Annotated in this window: 16 protein-coding genes; 11 read left to right on the top strand and 5 right to left on the bottom strand. The window is 45.8% G+C overall.

The annotated features are described in order from the left end of the window. The first annotated feature begins 97 nt into the window (after positions 1-97). From DYADSP32_RS18095 to DYADSP32_RS18045, 11 genes are all read left to right on the top strand, one after another. A complete protein-coding gene (locus DYADSP32_RS18095) occupies positions 98-3,727 on the top strand; it encodes a SusC/RagA family TonB-linked outer membrane protein (RefSeq protein ID WP_414617886.1) in 3,630 nt (1,209 codons plus the stop codon). 13 nt (positions 3,728-3,740) lie between these two features. Continuing rightward, entirely contained in the window at positions 3,741-5,414 is a 1,674-nt protein-coding gene (locus DYADSP32_RS18090) for a SusD/RagB family nutrient-binding outer membrane lipoprotein (RefSeq protein WP_149241434.1), read from the top strand. A gap of 273 nt (positions 5,415-5,687) precedes the next feature. Next, positions 5,688-6,908 (top strand): sialidase family protein, encoded by a 1,221-nt coding sequence (locus DYADSP32_RS18085; RefSeq protein ID WP_149241435.1) that lies wholly within the window; start codon positions 5,688-5,690, stop codon positions 6,906-6,908. Positions 6,909-6,951: 43 nt separating this feature from the next. Further along, positions 6,952-8,088, top strand: coding sequence for a sialidase family protein (locus DYADSP32_RS18080; protein WP_414617885.1), 1,137 nt, complete (start codon positions 6,952-6,954; stop codon positions 8,086-8,088). A gap of 48 nt (positions 8,089-8,136) precedes the next feature. Then, a complete protein-coding gene (locus tag DYADSP32_RS18075; protein WP_149241436.1) occupies positions 8,137-9,402 on the top strand; it encodes a hypothetical protein in 1,266 nt (421 codons plus the stop codon). Between the two features lie 44 nt (positions 9,403-9,446). Next, complete coding sequence (locus DYADSP32_RS18070; protein WP_149241437.1) at positions 9,447-10,676, top strand: hypothetical protein; 1,230 nt, start codon at positions 9,447-9,449, stop codon at positions 10,674-10,676. Between the two features lie 35 nt (positions 10,677-10,711). After that, positions 10,712-12,946 carry a DUF4838 domain-containing protein gene (locus tag DYADSP32_RS18065; protein WP_149241438.1) on the top strand — a complete coding sequence of 745 codons (2,235 nt, stop codon included), beginning with the start codon at positions 10,712-10,714 and terminating at the stop codon, positions 12,944-12,946. Between the two features lie 165 nt (positions 12,947-13,111). Next, positions 13,112-15,340 (top strand): DUF4838 domain-containing protein, encoded by a 2,229-nt coding sequence (locus DYADSP32_RS18060; RefSeq protein ID WP_149241439.1) that lies wholly within the window; start codon positions 13,112-13,114, stop codon positions 15,338-15,340. A gap of 246 nt (positions 15,341-15,586) precedes the next feature. After that, entirely contained in the window at positions 15,587-17,815 is a 2,229-nt protein-coding gene (locus DYADSP32_RS18055) for a DUF4838 domain-containing protein (protein ID WP_149241440.1), read from the top strand. 192 nt (positions 17,816-18,007) lie between these two features. Further along, positions 18,008-19,183, top strand: coding sequence for a sialidase family protein (locus DYADSP32_RS18050; RefSeq protein ID WP_414617884.1), 1,176 nt, complete (start codon positions 18,008-18,010; stop codon positions 19,181-19,183). A gap of 198 nt (positions 19,184-19,381) precedes the next feature. Further along, entirely contained in the window at positions 19,382-20,260 is an 879-nt protein-coding gene (locus DYADSP32_RS18045; protein WP_149241441.1) for an AraC family transcriptional regulator, read from the top strand. Here DYADSP32_RS18045 and DYADSP32_RS18040 read toward each other — a convergent pair. From DYADSP32_RS18040 to DYADSP32_RS18020, 5 genes are all read right to left on the bottom strand, one after another. Continuing rightward, entirely contained in the window at positions 20,257-20,691 is a 435-nt protein-coding gene (locus tag DYADSP32_RS18040) for a DoxX family protein (protein ID WP_149241442.1), read from the bottom strand. The genes DYADSP32_RS18045 and DYADSP32_RS18040 overlap by 4 nt on opposite strands. A gap of 182 nt (positions 20,692-20,873) precedes the next feature. After that, a complete protein-coding gene (locus DYADSP32_RS18035) occupies positions 20,874-22,169 on the bottom strand; it encodes an MFS transporter (protein WP_149241443.1) in 1,296 nt (431 codons plus the stop codon). A 148-nt stretch (positions 22,170-22,317) separates the two neighbouring features. Next, positions 22,318-23,133 (bottom strand): alpha/beta fold hydrolase, encoded by an 816-nt coding sequence (locus DYADSP32_RS18030; protein ID WP_149241444.1) that lies wholly within the window; start codon positions 23,131-23,133, stop codon positions 22,318-22,320. Then, entirely contained in the window at positions 23,126-23,389 is a 264-nt protein-coding gene (locus DYADSP32_RS18025; protein ID WP_149241445.1) for a type II toxin-antitoxin system RelE family toxin, read from the bottom strand. Before DYADSP32_RS18025 ends, DYADSP32_RS18030 begins: the two co-directional genes overlap by 8 nt. Continuing rightward, complete coding sequence (locus tag DYADSP32_RS18020) at positions 23,373-23,573, bottom strand: hypothetical protein (RefSeq protein WP_149241446.1); 201 nt, start codon at positions 23,571-23,573, stop codon at positions 23,373-23,375. Before DYADSP32_RS18020 ends, DYADSP32_RS18025 begins: the two co-directional genes overlap by 17 nt. Between the last annotated feature and the right edge of the window lie 54 nt (positions 23,574-23,627).

Genomic DNA, 23,627 nt, shown 5'->3' with positions numbered 1-23,627 from the left:
CCAAAAAATTTCCTCACCGTTTTACGACCTACGAAGTCCGAGTTCAGCGGATGAAGGAATGTTATTGCTTTCTCAAAACAAGAACAGATCAAAACTAATGAAAAAAGAATTACTGACCCAGGAAATCCTGTATCGCCTTATGAGAATATCCATTCTTCAGGTATGTATAGCGGTGATTTGTGCAACGGCCTCGTTTGCCCACGTTGCGGACGCACAAGATCTTTTGAATCGAAAAATTAGCCTCAAAGTTCAGAATCAGAGCGTTCAGGCTATCCTGTCTGGTATCGAAAAACAGGCTGATGTGAAATTTACTTATCGGTCTAAGCTTATTCCTGATACGAAAAAACACTCCCTGGATGTGTCTTCGGAAAAGCTTTCCAATGTGCTGGATGGGTTGTTGAGTCCATTGAAAATCAAATATCGGATCATTGGTAAACAAGTGGTGTTATCACCCATGAACGTTTCGGCCAGTGTAATCGAAGTTGAACCCTCCATTACATCGGAGGTTCAGTCCGCACAGGTCGTAAGGGGAAGGGTTACTTCCTCGAAGGACGGGTCGGCGCTGCCAGGCGTAAATGTCCTGGTTAAAGGCGCACAGAGCGGTACCACGACTGATGTATCGGGAAACTACTCCATCGAGGTATCAGGCGAGAGCCAGGTGCTGATTTTTTCATATATTGGTTTTATCAGCCAGGAGGTTACTGTTGGAAAGCAGAACGTCATTGATGTAAACCTGGTTGAAAGTGTAGAAACTTTGAAGGAAGCGGTTGTAACGGCCCTTGGGATGAAAAGAGAAAAAAGGTCCCTGGGCTATTCCGTTGGCACTGTGGAAGCAGCAGCTTTGACACAAACACCCCAAAACAACGTGTTGAATGCACTTTCAGGTAAAGTAGCAGGTGTGCAGATCTCACAAATGGGTGGTGGCGTAGGGTCCTCTGTAAGTATGATTATTCGGGGCGCTTCTTCACTTAACGGTGATAACCAGCCTCTTTTTGTGATTGATGGTGTGCCTGTTGCGAACAAGATGAACAACGGGTACAGCGGAGCCGATATGGGTAATCCAATTTCGGACATTAATCCCAATGACATTGCCAATGTGTCGGTTCTGAAAGGAGCAAGTGCAGCAGCCCTTTATGGTTCAAGAGCAGGCAACGGGGTTGTTTTGATTACTACCAAATCTGGTGCAGGTGGCAAAAAAGGCATCGGCGTTTCATTGAACACCGCTGTTGTGCTGGATATTCCTTTGCAGTACATTCAGGTGCAAAACAAATTCGGATCGGGGAAAACCGGAGCGCATGTATTGGAAGAACAAGAGAACGAAAGCTGGGGGCCGGCCCTGGATAAAGGAGAACTTTGGGCGCAGTGGAATAGCAACGGACAGAAAGTACCATTGGTTTCACACCCTAATCGTTTTAAAGACTTTTATCAGACCGGCGTAACCAATACCAATAACGTTTCGGTAAATGGAAATTATGACAAAGGCAATTTTCGCCTGTCGGTTGGAAATATGACCAATAAGGGGTTGATTCCCAACACGGACCTGTCCCGCCTCACTATGGCACTCAACACGACCTACAATCTGACCAGTAAACTACGTGCTACATTCAACCTGAATATCACGGAGTCAGGTTCAGATAACAGGCCGATGATTGATGCATCCCGTAACGACCCCGTTAGGAGTATCTACGAAACCGGTGCACAGATCAACATCAATGACCTGAGAGATTATTGGATTCCAGGCCAGGAAGGCATTGCACAACGCAGATACAAGGATAAGCAAAACAACCCCTTCTACCTGGTCAATGAAAACCCTGTGGGTTTTGACAGAGATAGAACGGTAAGTAAGATTCAATTGGATTATGATATCAACAGTGATTTTTCGATAAGCGGTCGGTATTCACGGGACGCTTACAGTGAGGCATTTGAGTCTAAAAAGGCATTCAATAACTTCGAATTTGTAAATGGTGCTTACAACTTGACCAATAATTACAGAAAGGAGTCTAACCTGGACCTGATTCTTTCTTACAAGAAAAACTTTGGTACCAACTGGAGCCTGAATGCGCTGGCCGGAACCAACAGACTTGAGCAGTATGGTCGTGGGATAACAAATAATGCTGCCTCGCTTGTTATTCCCGAATTGTATACCATGGCAAATGGAGCTCCGGGTACTGTTACCTATGGTAGTTCGTGGTCAAGGAAATTGCTCTATGGCGTTTACGGGTCGGCTTCACTTGGGTTTAAGGATATGGTTTACCTGGACCTTACTGCCCGTAACGACTGGACAAGTACGCTTCCAAAGGGCAATAACTCGTATTTCTATCCTTCGGCTTCGCTCAGTGTGCTGGTTTCGGAAATGGTCTCTATGCCAACCTGGATGAGTTTTGCCAAAGTGAGAGCAGGCTATGCGCAAGTGGGAAATGATGTTAGCCCGTATAACCTTGTTCAAACTTATTCGCAGGCGCCAGACTGGGGTGCCGCCAAGCAGATGTATATGGGTGGTACTTTGCTGAATTCCAATTTGAAGCCTGAAATCGCGACTTCGTTCGAGGTGGGTTTCGATGTTAAATTCCTGAAAAACCGCATTGGACTGGAAGCAACTTATTACGAGAGAAATAACAAAAATCAGATTTTGGGAATTGGCGTCCCCATAGAGTCAGGAGCATCCAGTAAATTGATCAACGCAGGTTTGGTGGAAAGTAAAGGGATTGAATTAGGCATACAGGCCACACCCATCAAAACGGAAAATTTCTCGTTCGATCTGAACATTACCTTGAGCCGTAACAGGGCCTACATAAGGAGGCTGGCAGATGGTATCAAATTCCTTTCTACCAGAGAAAGTAGTGGAGCAATGGTGCGTACCTATGAGGGCGGGCAAATCGGAGATATTTATCAACAACCCATGCTGGTTGTGGAAGATGCTAATTCCCCTTACTACAAGTATCCCATCGTAACGTCAGGCGGTCTTTATCAAACCAATACAGATATTAACAAGATCACAAAAATTGGAAATTTCAATCACAATATCCTGATGGGCTTCCAGCCTACCATAACCTATAAAAACTTCACACTGTTCGCCAATATCGACTGGCGCCAGGGCGGATCGTTCTACTCCAACACCATGATGTTCTTTGGTAACAATGGTATGCGCGAAGAATCGATTTCCGGAGTTGACTACGATGCAAACAGAAATATCGTGGATCAGATCAAGGAAAATCCAGACAAATATCTGGGCAACTGGATTGGTGGCAGAAATGGCGAATACGGCGGATTTGCCTGGCCGGAAGGAACGGGTAAGGGTAGACTTCAGGATGCGAGCTTAAACCCGGGTGTTTTTGCGACCAAAAATGCAGCCGGAGAAACGGTTTACACCGAGAACCTCGGTGGACCCGGTAGTAAGTGGTTAGATCCCTTTAATGCTTATCGGTATTCAACCCGTCCTTTCCCCAATCGCAATACATACAGTGCAACTTATGTAAAGTTACGCGAGGTATCTGTTTCTTATCATTTGCCCAAGTCGTTTGTGAACAGGTTTAAAGTACAAAATGCATCCATTGCCATTGTAGGAAACAACCTGTACATGTGGACAAAGGCCGGCATCAAAGGAATGGATCCTGAAAAGGCATTTGAACAAAATGGTACTACGGGAAACTGGACGCAAGGGATAGAGTACTATAATGTGTTACCTATTACGGGTTCGTTAGGATTTAAATTGAATGTTGATTTTTAAATAGAAAGATAAGATGAGAGCCACAAGATCAATATATATAACACTTTTCGCGGCGTTGTGTCTTTTCACGACTTCATGTGAGAACCTGACGGATGTCAACAAAAATCCCAATGCGCCAGAGAAAGTTTCTTCCAACTTTTTGTTGACCTATGTTTTAACCAATACCGGGAAAACGGTTTTCAGTCTGGGAAATGACGGGTCGAAGATCGGTGCTGCGATGCAATACTGGCAATCGGGAACGAATGAAGGTGCAGCGGAGATCAACCAATACGCCTGGACACAACAGGGCTGGGGTGGATACTATGAATACCTTCGCAACAATCAGTTGATCTATGAAAATGGGGTGCGCGACAACAACCGCTTTTTTCAGGCCATAGGCCTTACGATGCGTGCTTACCTCTTTGGACTAACAACGGATTTGTATGGTGATATTCCTTATTCAGAAGCGTTAAAAGCAAATTCAGATCTGTTTTTTCCAAAGTATGACTCGCAAGGGGATATCTACAAGGGAATATTGGCAGATTTGAAAGAAGCCAACACGCTTTTGAGTAGCCTCGAAGCAAAGGACGCCATAAGTGCCACGGCCGATGTGATGTACAAGGGGGACGGTGCCAAGTGGAAAAAGTTTGCAAACTCGTTACGTCTTCGCTACGCGCTTCGTCTGGCTGATAAAAGGGCCGAAATGACTGCATTGGGTGTCAATCTGGAAACTGAATTTAAAGAGGCAAGTGCAGCTGCTTTTGCGAGTAACAGCGATAATGCTTCTGTTGCGTTCATTGGTACAACTAAGGAAAATGCCGCTCCTGGCGGCCTTCTGAATTCGGCAAACCCGAACTTTAAACTCAAGCCAAGCAAGGTTTTGGTGAACAAACTGGCCGAATTGAAGGATCCCAGACTTCACAGATGGGTAAATCCGGTACAGCGTAAATGGGACGCAAACGTTACGGCGGTCACTACCAAAACGGTAACCAACCTGTTTGGAGAGAGCTTTTCGGTTGTGTACGTTCCTGCAGCTGCTTCCAGCGCCGATACTTCGCTGTATGTAGGTCTGCCGATCAGCTTGTCGATCACCGACATTGCTACTTACAACAAGGGAAATGATGCAGTAAATTATCCAAACGAGCGTAATCCATATATTTCCTATATTCATGATCGCTACCGTAAGAATGTTGACCCATTGGTTACCATGGATCTGATGACTTACAGCGAAGTCGAATTTATTATGTCGGAAGCAGCATTGTTGGGCGGTTTTGGAGCAACAGATGCAGAAGGACATTACAAAAGCGGTATTCGTGCATCCATGACGAAAGCCGATGCATTGGTAGCCACAGGGTTCAATTTTGATAACTATTATGCACAGCCATCCGTAGCCTACGCAAGTGCGACCAATAAGCAGGAGCGTATTTTGGAACAAAAGTGGATATCAGGCTGGTTTGGAATCCAATCCTGGTTCGACTGGAGACGTACAGGATATCCGGCGCTCAAAACAGGACCGGTAGCTCAGTTTGGTGCTGCATTGCCATTACGTTACATCTATCCGACAGCCAACCTGGATCCTAGTTATATCGTGAATTACAATGCTGCGGTTGGCAAACTGGGTACTACCAATTTCATCCCGGCCGGACAGAGCAAGGATCATCACTACGCTAAAATCTGGCTTATTCAAGGTACTGGTAAACCATACTGATGTCATGTCACATGACGGTTGAAGTAAGTTGCGACTGGCTATTGTTACTCAGCAATACAATGGTCAATTTATACGTGACATAACACCAGTGGCTATCAGGATATTAGCCTAAACAAAAACGGGGGCAGCCAAGCGGTCCCCGTTTTTGTGTTTAGGTTAAAATATTGAAGGATCATTCAGGTTTGCAGGCTCGCAAGATTTCGTTTGTTTGTTTTGTATGCAGAAAAGCAATTGACCAGTAGTCCGGGCCTTAAAGCATTGCGTATTATAAATATGGGTTTAAGTAAATTATCAGGCGTACACAGGAGAGTGTTGATGCGTGTCAACTATATAGTAACTATTGGACTACTCATGCTTGGGTTGCGTACGGCGGCGCAAACGGATTTGAACAAAACCGATCCGCAGCGGGCCTCGGCTGCCATTATTCTGAAGCAGCCCACCCATGATGAACGAATCAAAAACCGCCAGCATGAACGGGTGCCTTCTCTGGTAACTTCGGCAGACGGGAAAACTATTTTTGTCGTATGGTATTCGGGGGGGAAAGAAGAGGGCCCGGGCAACTATGCAACGCTGGCGGTAAGTAACGATGGTGGTAAAAGCTGGAAAAATGATCAGTTGGTTATTTATCCGAAACACCCTTCAACCAGGGTGTACGATGCCACACTCTGGCGAGATAAAGGCGGCCAGACCTGGTTGTTTTATGCGACTGCCCTCAATAATATGTATTGGGATCTCAGGGGCGGCGTCCATGCGATTCCCATAGCCTGGAATGGCAAAAAAGTGGTTCATGGCAAGTCGCGTTTATTATCCTACGGGATCATGATGAACAAGCCTGTTTATGTCCCGCAGAAAGATTTTGCTCTTTTCCCGGTATCAGTCTGGAAAACGAGCCCGGATGCACCACAACAACCAGGCTATGTTCCGGATGGAACCTTCATCCACCGTTTTGATTATGAAGGAAATAAGAAAAAAGAACTTACCACACTCAATCCGTATTCATCGGTAAAGATGGCCGACAGTGCAAGAACCTACGACGAGCACATGGTGGTACAGACTTCGGATAGCGGTGATATGCTTTGTTTTGTAAGAGGAAATAAACGCACGATTTACCACAGTAAAAGTACGGACTACGGGGCTACCTGGTCGCAACTGGAGCCTTTCCGCCTTACAGGAAATACAACCAGTAGCCGGTTCTACCTGGGAAGACTGCAGTCTGGCAATCTGATTTTGGTTATGAATGACAACCGTAACCGGCTGGATATGACGGCCTTCATTTCCAAAGATGGCGGTAAATCATGGCCACACAAATTGCTGCTGGATGCAAGGGATTGGGTTTCATATCCTGATGTGGATCAGACGCCTGACGGCACCATCCATGTAACGTACGATCGGGAGCGTACAGGTGCCAAAGATATTTTGTATTGCAATTTCAAGGAGGAGGATATCATTCAGGGCAATCCAAAAAATATTTTCCGAATCCGTGTCAATCCCTGATGGAGGGCCACTCCTAAACCTAATATAACTCAGAAGAATCATCATGCCACAGGTTTTGAATGAAAAGATAATGCTGCTATTGATTGGTCTGCTGATGTCGACCTATTCGAGGGCTAGCCACTTGACGGCCGATAGTCTTATCCTAAGCAAGGAGAATATTTTCGAAAAAGCACCTTTTGAAAGTTGCCATGCCTCGACCATCGTCGAAACGCCGGAAGGCCTGGTAAGCGCCTGGTTTGGGGGGCCGATGGAAGGTAATAAAAATGTGGAGATATGGCTGAGCAGACAACTTTCGGGTAAATGGACGGCTCCCGTCTCGGTTGCCAATGGCGTCCAATACAAAGACAGAAGATATGCCACCTGGAACCCCGTATTATTTCAGGTACCCAAAGGCCCACTTTTACTTTTCTATAAAGTTGGACCGGGCGTAAAGGAGTGGTGGGGCATGCTCACTAAATCCTTCGACAACGGCAAAAGCTGGTTCGAACCCCAGCGGCTTCCGGAGCATATACTGGGTCCGGTAAAAAACAAGCCGGTCATACTGGCCGATGGAACACTCATCTGCGGGTCAAGCACGGAAGATAATGGCTGGAGACTTCATTTTGAAATCACCCGCGATCTGGGCAAAACCTGGGAGGTCACCGAGCCGGTCAATCGGTTTAATGTCATTCAGCCCAGTATTCTTGTTCATAAGGATGGTCGTTTGCAGACGCTCAGCAGAAGTAAGGAAAACAGAGTAGTGAGCGGTTGGTCAAATGATCAGGGCAAAACCTGGGAGGATCTGGAAATGACCAATATTCCCAATCCTAACTCAGGCACAGATGCTGTGACATTGAAAAACGGCATGCATGTGTTGGTGTACAACCATTCCGAACGGGCAAAAGGGGGATGGAGCGGCCCACGTTTTCCGCTTGCCGTTGCGGTATCCCAGGACGGAATAACCTGGAAAGCAGCTGGAATCCTCGAATCGCAGCCTGGCGAATACTCCTATCCGGCAGTAATACAGGCGCAGGACGGAATGGTACACGTCACCTATTCCTGTAAACAAGGGGCCATAATCCCCTCCTCAGCTGGAGGCAAGATTTATGATCATGAGACGATTAAACATATTACGTTTGATCCTGCCCAAATCAATTTCGATAAGCTGAAAGAGATCAAAGGCGCCGTTTACCCCAACTAACCAGTGGGCTGATTAGCATTCCTAAACCTACCCTATATGTCTATTGCCATGAGATCATTTCAAGTGATTTTCTTACTTCCTTTTCTCTCGTTGATAAATCCGGATGCCGGTTTTTGTCAAAAAAAGAAGGATCAATTCCTGATCAGCATTTATGGACCGCCTCCGGCCAAATTGCTCAACGACGCACAGTACAAAGTCATCAAGGACGCCCATGTAGATATAATTTTCAACATTGGTCCAGGCGTCAATCACAACAAGGAGGGCAACCTGGCCACTTTGGACATGGCGCAAAAACACGGATTGAAAGTGTATACCTATGACGGACGTATCAACCAGGGTGATGCCAAAATAAAGGAAATGGTCAATGACTTTAAAGGACATCCGGCGCTGGGGGGATACTACATTACCGATGAGCCCGACACGGCCAGGCTTCAATCTGCTGTGGAACTTCAGAAGAAGGTGAAAGCGCTGGATCCATCAAAGGATGCGTACATCAATCACCTGCCCGACTGGGCCATTGACGACAAAGAAAACTATGAGCACAGCTTCCTTCCCCGTTATATTAATGGTGTGGGTAAGGAAAATCTCAATTACCTGGCTTACGACAATTATCCCTACAAGCGGAAGCAAAAACTGGAAAAAACATATTTCAACAACCTGGAGATCATTCGTCGGGTGGGCTTAAAATACAATGTAAAAACATCTTCCTGTCTGCAGTCTTTTGGAATGGGCTTCAAGGGGGTCGTCGAGCTTCGCCGTCCCAATGCCGATGAAATCCGTATGAATGTGTACTCCAACCTGGCTTATGGAGTTAAAAATGCGGTTTGGTATACCTACTATACCCAGGATAATGTGAATCCGGAAGTAATGGCTATGTACAAAAGTGTGATTGATTCCGTTGGGGTGAAAACAGATATGTACGAACCGTTCCAAAAGATGAACGCCGAAATGAAGCAGTTAGGAAAAACGCTGATCAATCTGGATGCGGTGGAAGTGTACCACACCGGTGACAGTCTTTGGCTTGGTACCAGGCTGCCACCCGATCATTTTATTGCAAAAGTGTCAGATAAAAAAGCCCAGACCATCCTGAGCCGTTTTACAGATAAGGCTTCAGGGCAACAATACCTGATGGTGGTGAACCGAGATTTTAACAAATCGCAGCCTCTGACCATTCAGTTGCATGGCTCGGTGAAGACGGTTAAAGAAATCTCCAAAACTACAGGAAAAGCGGTGCAGTCCGTCTATGACCCGAAGGCGCGTACCATCACAGAAAGTTTCCTCCCTGGCGAAGGGAAATTATACGCATTGCAGTAACCCGAATATTTGTCTATCTAAAACGCGTAACCCAGATGTGTAACATGAATCGGATGATCAGTTTTTTGATTGTCATTCTCTCTGTCGGATCCGGCGTGCAGGGGCAGTCGCAGAAAGATGCTTTCAAAATCGGCATTTTTTGGCCACCGGTATGGAAGCATACCAATGAAGAGCAGTATAGAATTCTGGCCGAAACAGGTGTGGATATCATTCAGAATGTTTCCAGCACCGACTTGAATACCCAAGAAAAGAATCTGAGGATGCTGGAACTGGCGCAGCAACACAAAATGAAAGTAATCATTTCGGAACCGCGTGTACACGGTAGCGACGACTCGATCAAAGCCATGGTGGACACCTACCGAAATCATCCTGCCACCGCGGGCTACTATATTCGTGACGAACCGGATAGTGCCTTGCTGGATTGGGCCATCAAGACCTACCGGACCATTGCGGCACTGGACAAGGAAAAAATCCCTCACGTGAACCTCTTTCCCGATTTTGCTTTGAAAGATTACGAGAAGGGATACGTGGAGCGCTGGATAGAAGGCGTTGGAAAAGAAAATCTGAAATACCTGTCATTTGATATTTATCCTTACAAGCGCAAGGGCCGTTTCGAAAAATCGTATTACAACTGCATGGATATCATCCGAAGGGCTGGTCTGAAATACGGTGTAAAAACATCCTGTTATCTCCAGTCTTTCGGCATTGTCGACATGTATCGCCGACCCAATATCGACGAAATGAGGCTCAATGTCTATTCAAATCTTGCCTATGGGATTAAAAATCCAGTCTGGTTTTGTTACGCTACCCCGACGGGGCAGGGCGACCAGAAATTCATGAATTCGGTCATTGATTCTTTGGGCCGGAAAACCGATCTGTATGAGCCCTTCAAAGCATTTAATGCAGAAATGAAACAACTGGGCAAAACACTCATTCACCTGGATGCCAGCGAAGTGTATCACTCAGGCGACAGCCTTTGGATGGGAACCAGATTGCCTCCGGCAGATTTCTTACTGCTGCCGGCCGATCCGAAATCCGAGGTCATACTGACTCTATTTAGGGATCAGCATAGTTCCAGGGAATATATCATGGTGGTGAATAAATCATTCAGGGAATCAAGAACAATCACTTTCAAAGCCCAGAATCGGGTGAGCGGATTGCAGGAGATTTCCAACACCACGGGCAAGCCGGTAAAATCCCCGTTCGACCGCAAAAAACATCGGATCACACAGGCTTTCCTGCCGGGTGAAGGAAAGTTGTATTTGGTCAAATAAATAATCATCAATTCGTTTACTCAGTTCCTACCCTTATGAAAGCCAATCTCCAATTCCAGCATTTACCGGTAACGATCCTTTTTCTGTTGGCGGTCTGCCTGTTTAGCTGTGACACCAGCAATGAGCTCGTTTCCAATGGGAAAAGTGAGTACAAGATATTCGTATCCAGTGCAGCCACGATACCCGAAAAGAGCGCTGCATTGGAATTACAGAAGTACGTGCACAAAATAAGCGGGTGTACGCTACCCATCACCCATGAGGTTTCGCCCGAAGGGAAATTTGTTTACATTGGATTCAAGGACGTCCCGCAGTCGGTATTGAAGGGCCTGGATACAGCAGGCTTTGGTAAGGAAGAATTTATCATCCGATCCGATGGTAAAAGTCTGCTTATCGCAGGGGGAAACTCACGCGGAACAGTTTACGGTGTATCGGCATATTTGACTGATCACCTCGGTTGTCGCTGGTACACACGTGAAGTGATCAAACTTCCGTCGCAATCCACCATCGAACTGGCCGAAATTGAGGATCGTCAGAAACCGGCACTCGAATACCGGGAGCCCTATTACCACGAAGCGTATGATACCGAATGGGCTTTGCACAATAAGACCAACAGCCGGGGTATTCCCGATTCCCTGGGCGGAGCGTATGTTATTTATCCGTTCGTTCATACCTTCAATGCCCTGGTCGCACCCGAAAAATATTTCAAAACACACCCGGAGTATTTTTCCGAGGTCAAAGGAAAAAGGGCCCCATCCCAGCTGTGCCTGACCAACCCTGAGGTTGTCAAAATTGCTACGGCTACCGTTTTTGACTGGATCAGGCAATATCCCAAGGCCAATGTGTTTTCAGTAGATCAGAATGATTTTGGCGGAAACTGTACTTGTGTGAATTGCAAAAAAATAGATGATGCAGAAGGATCGCCAGCAGGTTCCTTACTGAATTTTGTAAATCAGATCGCCGATACGGTAGGTAAAGCTTATCCGGAAATAAAACTTCAGACGCTGGCCTACGATTACACCGAAGTTCCGCCCAGAACCATCCGTCCGGCCGATAACGTCACCATCCGTCTTTGCCACTATGATTACTGTTCCGCTCACCCGCTGGGTAAATGTGATGACCATAAGCCGTATATCGAACGATTGGCACAGTGGAAAAAAATTGCCAAGCGGGTAACCATCTGGGATTACTACACACAGTTTGCCAGCTATCTGATGCCTTACCCCAATTTCGAAACGGTGAAGAACGATGTTAAATTCTATGTTAATCGGGGCGTGATCGGTTTGTTTGCGCAGGGAAATAATGTGCCCGCTGATGGGCACGGGGAATTTACCGAATTACGTGCCTGGTTATTCGCTCAGCTGATGTGGAACCCCAATCAGGACGCTCAGCAACTGATCGACGAGTATGTAGCGAACGTATATGGTAATGCCTCCGGGTATATATCCGAATATATCCAACTCATGCATGACCAGGTGAAGTCAGACACCGTGCATTTCAGTATCTGGACCAAGCCGGAAGATGTGAGTTACCTGAATTTGAAAACAATCCAGAAAGCCGATAGCCTGTTTGATCTGGCCAAAGCAGCAGCGAAAAATGACACCGGATTGTTTAAACGTGTCGAACGGGCCTATTTGCCCGTGATTTTTACAAAACTATACTTTCATTCGATTGGAGGTACCGATTATGTTCCAAAAGATCTGGCCGCTGTCGTGGCAGACTACAAGCGGATCATAGCCGATAATAAAATCACGACCATGGCCGAGGTTCCAGAAGTAGGAAGCATTCCGAAATTTCTGGAGCGTGTGGAATCGCCCGACCGTTTCATAAACGACTGGTGGATTATCGGGCCATTTGACAACACGGAACGAAAGGGATTTGCTGCTGTGTATGGTCCTGAAACAGGCTTTGATTCTACAAAGACCTACTCCGGAGTAGCCGGAAAGACGGTTAAATGGACTACTTACAGTGATCATACAACGGGGTATGTCAATTTTGCAAAACGGTTTACACCGGCGAAAGATGTGGTTTCCTATGCCTATACAACGATCAATGTGTCTGAGGCACAAACTATGAAATTCGGTGTAGGCAGTAATGATGGTGTGCGCGTTTGGGTCAACGGAAAACTTGTGCTTGACCGTATGGTTTTACGTCCCGCCCTGCCCAATGATGATCAGATAAGTGTTCCGATGAAAAAAGGGGAAAATACGATACTGGTTAAAGTAGACCAGACTGGCAATAAGTGGGGCTTTTACTTCACGGAAAGGCAATAGTGGGGAATCGATGAATTGAAAAGGGAAAATGTCAGGAAATGGTCAAAAGTAGTCAAGGGTCGTGACACGCTCATAACAACAAATGACAACCTGTGACAATTCTTGACTAAACCTGACAACCCCTAAGCAATACTGCCCCAGGCTTCCAATCCAACAATTTAAAAAATGAAATACCTGTTCCTAACCATCCTAACAGCTTTTTTACTCGGATGCTCATCCGGCAGCAAATTGGTTTCCGATGGTAAGAGTGACTACAAAATCTTTATTTCAAAAAGCGCTTTGAAGCCGGAGCAGTACGCAGCGGAAGAATTACAGAAATTCCTTCGGGAGGTCACTGGTGCTTCGATTGCCATTGTTCATGAGGCAAAGCCGGATGACAAGCTGATTTATGTAGGTTTCAAAGGTGCTCCTGAGTTGCTTTTAAAAGGGCTTAATGTTGCTGAGTTTGGAAAGGAAGAATACATCATCCGTGCCAACAAAACGGATATGCTGATCGCCGGAGGAGGAACGAGAGGAACGCTGTATGGCGTGATGGGTTATTTATCAGATCACCTTGGCTGCCGGTGGTATACCCGGGAAGTCGTCAAAATTCCAAAACAGAGCAGTATCAATTTGCCGGAAAAGGATGATCGCCAGAAGCCGGTCATGGAAGCCCGGCAGATATCCTACCGGGAAGCCTACAACGTTGAATGGTCGGTACATAATCGTATTAACAGCAACATGATACCCGATTCGCTGGGATCGGGCAATATCTCATATCCTTTTGTGCACACTTTTTACGCCTTGGTATCACCTCAAAAGTATGGAAAAACACATCCGGAATATTTTTCCGAAGTGGACGGGAAGCGTTTAATAAAAGAAACCAACATGGGTGGACAGCTGTGTCTGACCAACCCCGAAGTAGTAAAAATTGCTACGGCAACGGTTTTTGAATGGATAAAAACGCATCCGGAGGCCAGCGTTTACACAGTAGACCAGAATGACGGAGAAGGATATTGTACCTGTAAAAACTGTAAACAACTGGATGACCGGGAAGGAAGCCATTCAGGAACCCTGATCCACTTTGTAAACCAGATAGCCGACTCGGTTGCGAAGGTATATCCGGAGGTTACCTTGCAGACGCTGGCCTATGCGTATACCGAAATTCCTCCCAAAACCTTGAAGCCAGCAGACAATGTCACCATCCGTTTGTGTCATTACGATTATTGCTCAGCGCACAAGCTGGGAGACTGCGATGACCACAAACGTTACATAGAGCGACTTGATCAGTGGAGCAAAATAGCCAAGCGGATCACGATATGGGATTATTATACCAATTTTGAGCGATACTTACTGCCTTTTCCCAATTTCGAGACTGTCAAGCATGATCCCAAATTCTATGCAGACCGGCATGCCATCGGGCTTTTTCCCGAAGGGAATAATGTGGATGACGATGGCGGAGGTGAGTTTTCAGAGCTTCGGGCGTGGGTATTTTCTCAGCTACTCTGGAATCCGGAACGGGATGGACAGAAACTGATAGACGAGTTTGTTGACAACGTCTTTGGACATGCGGCACCTTACATCAGTCAGTACATCAAGCTGTTACACGATCAGGTGAAGCCGGATAGTGTATACTTCAGTATCTGGGAAGATCCGGAGGATGTTAATTATCTGGGTTCAAAAACGATCCGCACCGCTGACAGTCTTTTTGCTCTGGCTAAAAGCGCTGCCAGGAGCGATACGGCTCTTTTCAATCGCGTTGAAATAGCCTACCTGCCCGTGTTGTACACCCAGCTTTACTTTTATTCCATAGGAGGGTCGGCTTATCTCCGGCCCGATCAGGTACCTACATCTTTGGCCACGTTTGAAAAGATTATTAAAAAGAAGCACATTACAAGTCTTGGCGTAGTGGCACTGCCACCGGCCAGCCTCGATAATTTCATCAAATCGGTCAAATCAAAAGATAAGTACCTCACAAACTGGTGGGTGATCGGGCCATTTGAAAATGATGATAGAAAAGGATTTTCTACTGTATATCCTCCTGAACAGCAATTTAACCCCAAGGCAACCTATTCAGGAAAAGGAGGGACGGTGGAGTGGAGACAATATGGCAACATGGAATCAGGTTACGTTGATTTTGCTAGGTTATTCAACCCGAAAAAAAATGTGGTTTCTTACGCATACCGTACCATTACCCTTCCGGACGCGAAAACTGTAAAATTTGGTGTAGGAAGCAACGATGGCGTCAGGGTTTGGATCAATAACAAAATGGTGCTGGACCGCCTGGTATCGCGGCCTGCCACGCCCAATGAAGACCAGATCAGTGTTCCGATGAAAAAAGGTGTAAATACCATACTGGTTAAAGTAGACCAGACTGGCAATAAGTGGGGCTTTTACTTTACGGAAAGGCAATAGTGGGGAATCGATGACTTAAAAAGGGAAAATGTCAGGAAATGGTCAAAAGTAGTCAAGGGTCGTGACAAGACCCGAAGGCAAATGGGAGTTCCTGACAATAAATGACTTAAGAGAGAAAAATGTCAGGAAATGGTCAAGGGTCGTGACACGCTCATAACTACAAATGACAACCCGTGACAATTCTTGACTAAACCTGACAACCCCTGAGCAATACTGCCCCAGGCTTCCAATCCAACAATTTAAAAAATGAAATACCTGTTCCTAACCATCATAACAGCTTTTTTGCTCGGCTGCTCATCCGGCAGCAAACTGATCTCTGACAATAAAAGTGATTACAAAATATTTATTTCAAAAGGCGCCTCAAAACCGGAGCATACTGCAGCCGCAGAGCTTCAGAAGTACCTGGAAAAAGTAAGCGGCTATAAAATGGAGATCATCCATGAAGCTGGATCGGAAGCCAAATTGATCTATATTGGGTTTACAGGTGCCCCTGAAAAGCTGCTTAACGGACTGAAACCCGAGGACTTTGTCAATGAGGAATACATCATCCGTTCGGATGGCCAACAATTGCTGATAGCCGGAGGGGGAGCACGAGGTACATTGTATGGCGTGATCGGCTATTTGTCGGATTACCTTAATTGTCGCTGGTATACACGCGAGGTCGTCAAAACACCCGTACAGAAAACCATTACACTTTCCAAAATAGAAGATCGCCAGAAACCAACTTTTGTTTACCGCGAAGCCTGGTACAAGGAAGCCTACGACCCCGGATGGGCCATGCACAACCGCCTCAATCCTAGCATTAAACCAGTACCCGACTCCTTGGGCGGAAGCTATATCACCTACCCATTTGCACACACAGCCATGCAACTGGTGCCGTCTGAGAAATATTTTGCAACACACCCCGAGTATTTCGCAGAAGTAAAAGGCAAGCAATTGCCCGGCAAGCATATTCAGCTTTGTCTTACCAATCCAGACGTACTTAAAATCGCCACCACTCAGGTCTTCAACTGGATCAAGGAACATCCGGAGGCCAATGTTTTTTCGGTAGATCAGAGCGATGGGGAAGGTAATTGTGAATGTGTGCACTGTAAGGCAATAGACGACCGGGAAGGAAGCCCCTCGGGTTCGCTGCTCACATTTGTGAACCAGATCGCCGACACCGTCGGCAAAGTGCACCCGGAAATTAAAATACAGACCTTCGCGTATGCGTATACGGAGGTACCTCCCAAAACGATCAGGCCTGCGGATAATGTAACGATTCGTCTCTGTCACTACAATTATTGCTCGGCACATGCCATGGACGGTTGCCTGAATCACAAACCATTTCGAGATCGTTTTGAAGCGTGGAAGAAAATTGCAAAGCGGATATCGATATGGGATTATTATACCGACTTCGCACATTATTTGATGCCGTATCCAAATTTCGAAAGTTTTAAAAACGACATTAAATGGTACGCCGACCGAGGCGTGGAGGGTGTTTTTGCTCAAGGCAACAACGTTCCCGTGGATGGCGGCGGCGAGTTTTCGGAACTCCGCGCATGGGTAATTGCCCAGCTGCTATGGAATGCTCAAGAGGATCCGCAGGCGCTGGTGGATGAGTTTGTAACCAATGTGTATGGTAAAGCGGCACCGTATATCAGCCGCTATATCCAACACATGCATGATCAGGTTAAGACCGACTCGGTCCATTTCAGTATCTGGTCGCAGCCCAATGAAGTAAATTATTTGGGTGTAAAAAGTATTCAAACCGCCGACAGTCTGTTTAGCCTTGCTTTAACGGCCTCAGAAGGAGACACTGCTTTAAGTAAACGCGTAGAGCTCGCTTACCTGCCTGTTTTGTATACCAGGTTGTATTTCTATTCCGTAGGGGGGACGGCCTATCTAAGTGAAGAGAAAATGCCCGAAGTATTTCAGCAGTTCAACAAGATTATAGACAGGCATAGGATCAGTGCGATCGGTGATATGGAGGAGACTTACGGAAATCTGGGTAAATTTATGGAAAAGGTGAAGCGCGCAGACAAGTTTTACTCAGACTGGTGGGTGCTTGGCCCATTTGACAACGTCGATGGCAAGGGACCGGCAAAAGCGCTGGATCCTGAAAAAAGGTTTGATTCGGCCATTGAGTACACGGGTACAGGTGGATCAAAAATAAAGTGGCAAAAGAAAACCGATGCTTCATCGGGCTATGTGGATTTTTACAAGATTTTTACACCCAATGAAAATGTACTAGCCTATGCGTACCGGACAATCACATTACCGGAAGCAAGGTCGATGCAGTTTGGCGTGGGAAGTAACGATGGTGTAAGGGTATGGGTCAATGGCAAGCTGGTATTAGACCGTCAGCTTTCCAGAAAAGCAGAACCAAATCAGGATATGATCACGGTGCCGATGAAAAAAGGAGAAAATCCTATTCTGGTAAAAGTGGACCAGCTGAAAAGAGGATGGGGGTTTTACTTCACCGAAAGGAAGTAGTATTTATTGAAAAATGGATAAATTGTTAAATGATGGCTGCGCAGTTGAATTGATACGTCGCAATAAAACAATTTAACTCGTCACGCCTCCGGCAGGTGCAATAGAGCGGTTCGCATTTTGAAATAAAGCTTTCGGGTATCCGGGTAAGCAGCTATGATTTGTTTCTTTTAAATACAATTCACAAAAAACCTTATGAAAAATATTGTCCTTACCTTCTTGATGTTTTCAATGGCTTTTGTAGTGTCTCCGGGCACGCTGGCTCAGGTTCCGGGTATCATTGTTACACACAGCCCGGCATCATCGGGTCTGTATATCGGCTCGCCGAGTTTGTGTGTTTTGCCTAACGGCGATTATCTGGCCTCCCACGATCTTTTCGGGCCCAAATCCAACGAATTCGAACGCCCGGTATCCCGGATTTTCAGTTCTTCGGACAAAGGCCGTACCTGGAAGCAGATTTCAGAGATTAACGGTCAATTCTGGTCCAAGCTGTTTGTACACCGCGGGAAGCTGTTTTTTATGGGTACGAGCAAGCATCATGGCAATACCATTATCCGTACGTCTACCGACAAAGGTGCAACCTGGACCGAGCCAACGGACGGGGAACACGGGTTGTTACTGGCAGGAGAATACCACTGTGCGCCCATGCCTTTGATAGAGCACAACGGACGGCTTTGGAGAGCCATGGAGGATGCGATGGGTACTGTAAAAAAGTGGGGCAAACGTTACGGTGCCTTCATGATGTCCATACCGCTCGAAGCGGATTTGATGAAAGCTTCCAACTGGACAAGCTCCAATGTGCTCCGATTTGATTCAACCATGTTAAACGGGAATTTCGGTGCCTGGATTGAGGGGAACGCCGTTGTAGATCCTGCGGGACAAATTCTGGATATTTTGCGGGTCGATGATAAGAGTACATTGGAGGAAAAAGCGGCCTTTGTAAAAATCAGTGCGGATGGTAAGACGGCAAGTTTCAACGTTTCCGACGGGTTCGTAAAATTTCCGGGCGGGAGCAAAAAATTCAGTATTCGCTATGATCCCAAATCAAAATTATACTGGACCCTGACCAACTACATACCCGACGAAATCAAGGCCGTCCGGCAGGGGAAAAATCCGGCAAGTATCCGGAATACGCAGGCGCTCTTTTGCTCAAAGGATCTGAAAACCTGGGATTTGCGAAAAGTTTTGCTGCAACATCCGGATGTTATCAACCATGGATTTCAATATGTTGACTGGGTGTTTGAGGGAAAAGATATCATTTTCTTGTCCCGGACCGCCTTTGAGGACGGCCAAGGGGGAGCCCACAACAACCATGATGCCAATTTCCTGACGTTTCACCGGATTCCACAATTTAGGAAGATCAAACTGTAATACGGAGATTTCACGAGGTTTGTATAAGCACCAATTGTTAAAAATCGTTAACACAAAGATAGATAGAAAACATGTTTGGCTTCTAGTGTCATATCGGGTAAATTACCGGTCACTCGGACATCGTTCCAGGACAAAATACGCTTTACGTGGCATTCGTGTTAAATTGATGGTTGAGCTCAACCATCCAAATGCATTTATATGAAACCCCATTTTCACAAGGTTCCGGTACAGTCGCAGACCTCGTTTAGTATACGGCACGACAAAAATTCTGGATTTGGAACGGTATGGCATTACCACCCGGAGCTTGAACTGCATTATCTTCTAAAAGGAAAGGGTGTTAGGTTTATAGGCGATAATATCAGTAACTTTTCGGATGGAGAATTAATTTTGTTAGGCGAGAATCTCCCACACACATGGCGGGTTGAAGAAGGGGCTGAGTCCAATTCCAACGTGGAAGTAATTATTATTCACTTTTTACCTACTTGTCTGGGTACAGATCTACTCCATTTACCCGAGGCCTACCTGATTCCCCGCTTATTTGAAAGGGCAAAAAAGGGCCTGGTGATCAACGGGGAGGCAAAAGAAAAAGTAATAAGGCTTATGCATTCAGCCGTGAATGCTCAGAATCTGGATCGCTTGATAGCGCTGCTTTCCATTTTGAAAATATTGGCTGAAACGCCTGAAAAAGAGACTATTGCGTCAGCACACGCATTTTACAAATCCAACGATTCCGAAACCCTGCGATTGAACAAGGTCTACGAGTTTACTATGGCTAATTACCGTAATGATATTAACCTGCAGGATGTGGCGGCGATAGCTAACCTGGGTATTACGTCATTCTGCCGGTATTTTAAATTGATGACGAAAAAGACCTATAATGATTTTTTGGTCGAGATCCGGATTAGCCATGCCTGCCGTTTTTTAATTGAAGACAGGCTGGCCACCGAAGTGATATGCTTTGAATGCGGGTTCAATAATGTTTCCAATTTTTATCGCCATTTCAAAAAAGTGACGGATATGACACCATTGGAATACAAGAGAAAATATCTGTATAAATCAGTACCGGAAATGGCTTAATTGTCGTGATTCTTCATCCACTCGTCCATTGAAAATTTTCCCGACCCGATTACGGCAAAAGTGACAACAAGCAGTAGCGAGATCATGGATAACCAGAATTCGGAATTGAGGTATGAAAATCCTAGCCGGAGGTTGACGAAAAAAACGGCAATGACCAGGATGGGTATCTGCATGATTGCTGAAATTCTGGTGAGGCAGCCAAGTGCAATGAGAAACCCGCCAAAAATATGAGCAAAAGCGACGTAATGTACTGCAGCAACGGTCCACAGCTGGATATCCAGTTCACGGACTAACTCTGATAGCTTTGTGGTATCACTGATAAAACTGATACCCTTTACAAATAGGAGTACTCCCAAACCAATACGTACCACATCCAGCCAGGCTGGATGATGCGTATCGCCCCAATGTTCGATTCGGTCCATCATGTTCATAACTTCTGAAATGTTTTGGTTTCCAGAAAGTTATGGATTTAAAGGGATTTTGTCAAGAGATAATTTATCTTTTCTCAGAAGTGGAGACTATACATTTTTCCTAACAGATCCATCCGACCCTTTTTATTCCCCACACATGAAGAAAGTCATCTCCGTTCAGGAATTGTCATTCGGGTGGCAGGTCAGTCATTTTCAATTAATGAGGTATGTTTTGTATCCTTCATTCTGATGTAAACGATCAATGAAATGAATATGCAGATCGTTACGTACCAGTAGTAGTAGCTTTCGTGACCCAGGTTTTTGGACCACAGGGCAAGGTATTCGGCGGTGCCACCAAAAATGGCTACAGTAATGGAGTACGGTAGTCCCACACCCAATGCACGGACTTCCACTGGGAATAATTCGGCTTTCACAACCGCATTGATCGACGTGTAGCCGCTTACGATCAGTAATGATGCAATGAGCAGTCCGAACGCCCCGGCCATGGTGGTGACCGTGCTGAGCGTGGTAAGTAGCGGGACGGTGCATATCGTGCCCAGCACACCGAAACCGATCAGCAGGGGACGACGGCCAATTTTATCGCTCAGTATTCCGAAAACAGGCTGAAGCAATGCGAACAGAAGTAAGGAACAAAAAGTTAGGGTTGTCGACTGATCTTTAGTAAGCCCTACCGTGTTGACCAGAAACTTCTGCATATAGGTGGTGTACGTATAAAAAGCCAGTGTGCCGCCCATGGTAAGCCCTACCACGGTAGTAAGTGCTTTGGGGTGTTTCAAAAGTTCTTTTAAAGAACCTTCTTTTTTTGCTTTGGTATCTTTGTTTTGAAATGCTTCCGTTTCATGAAGATTACTTCTCAGGTACAAGGCAACCAGCGAAAGTACTGCCCCGATAACAAAAGGAATACGCCAGCCCCATTCGTGCATTTGTTTGTCGGTGAGGAAAATACGTTGCAGGATTAGTTGCAATCCCAGTGCAATCAATTGCCCGCCAATCAATGTCACATATTGAAAACTTGAATAAAAACCGCGTCTTTCCTTGGTGGCTACCTCGCTGAGGTAGGTGGCGGATGTTCCATACTCACCACCCACACTCAATCCCTGCAATAAGCGGGCGATCAGTAACAGGATCGGAGCGGTGATTCCGATGCTGTTGTAGCCGGGCAAAAAGGCAATGAGCAACGATCCAAACGACATCAGCAACACGGAAAGGGTCATGGCTTCTTTTCTTCCTCTGGTATCTGCCAGTTTCCCAAAAATGTATCCGCCGATCGGGCGCATCAGAAAGCCAACAGCGAAAATCCCAGCGGTATTGATTAGCTGCACCGTTGGGTTTGAGTCGGGGAAAAAACTATTGGCGAAGTAGAGAGAAAATGCCGAGTATGCATACCAGTCGTACCATTCGACCAGGTTACCTGCCGAACCTCCAATGATGGCTTTTAGCCGCCAGTTTGTATCATTTTTTTGCTGCTTATCCGGCATGAAGTGAAGGGTTGTTGTTAAGATGATGAAAAATAGGGCTTTTTGCGCGAAGTCCGAGACCCGAAGTCTGAGAATTGTTTGTACAGGCTCAAAAAGCGAAAGGCTCTGAACTGAGCTCCGCCCCTTTCAGGATCGAACAAACGGGAATTTAATTTTTCAGGATGCTGCGCAACAGGGCTGCAGACTTTTCTACCAGCAATGCGTGTCCACTTTGAAGTATGAAATAACGGTCAGGAGGCAGCAGGGCCGACAGCTCGGTGACAGCCGAAGGCGGAAGCAGCTTATCGTATTTACCGATGAATAAATAGAGTTTTATATTCCCTCCCTCAATTGTTTTATAGAGAGAAGGGATATGAAAGTGAAGTTTACGGAATGCAACCCAGGAGCTATAAATAGACCATCTCTTTTCCGGTGTGTTGAGCACATGTTTCGTAAACCTGTATAAACTACTGTGTACGAGACCTGCTTTCTGCAATGCACCTGCTGATTTGAACAAAATATACGGATGCCGCATCAGCCAGCCAAACAGCTTTCGGGTTGGGGCGAAGCGGGAGGCCAGGGTATACAGCGGATGCTCCGAAACACCATCAGGCGCAATCAGAAATGCATGATTGATCCTTTCGTGAAAAGCTTCCAGGGTAGCCAGCGTAAACCTTCCCCCCATGCTAAAACCAGCCACATCAAACCGGGAGATATTTTCCTTGACCAGAAATTCCTGAATTATCTGTGTCCAGATTGCTTTCGTGATTAATTCATGTCCTGAAAAATCAGCCGGCGAGCCTTTGAGGCTTTTTCCATGAAAGAACAGATCGAAAGCGTAGATGGTATAGTAGTCTGATAAGTTTTCAGTAAAAGGCTGGAAGCAGTTCAATCCATCTTGGCCAACGCCGTGGAAGGCAAGGAGAATGTTTGGGCCGTGGCCGAGTTTGTGGTGGTGGAGGAATGTAGGAGGTAATTCATTCATAAGCCTCCCTACGGTGCTTAACAGCTGAAACTTCAACGATACGAATGATGTCGTCTACCAGATACAAAACCCTGTAATTGCCTATTCTAATTCGGTAAGAACTTTTTGTCGATACTAATTTTTTGCAACCTGTAGGGCGTGGATCAGAGGGCAGTAATTTTATGATACGGATTATTCTTTCGGCTTCCGTTTTGGGAAGTTTACGAATTTCCTTTTGTGCAGAATTTAAGATGAACAGTCTATAAATTTCTTTCATCTATTTTACCTTCCGTTATCAATTGGCTTACAAATTCATCAAAAGGAATGGAATCTTCTGATTTTCGTTCTTCAATTAATAAAGCGTCAAGTAAGTCTTCCACAATCTGCCCGTGTTCTTTGAGATTAATAATAAGATCTGTTTTCTGACCTTTCTCATTAGTTATATATCGAATTCCGGTCATGGTATTCTTGATTTTTAAATAAATATAAGAAAAAACCTCTAAGCAAACTCTTTA

Origin of the sequence: Dyadobacter sp. 32, from assembly GCF_902506755.1 — a bacterium.
Classification (GTDB): domain Bacteria; phylum Bacteroidota; class Bacteroidia; order Cytophagales; family Spirosomataceae; genus Dyadobacter.
Note: the sequence above shows the minus strand (reverse complement) of the source record. Positions and strands in the feature narration are given on the sequence as shown.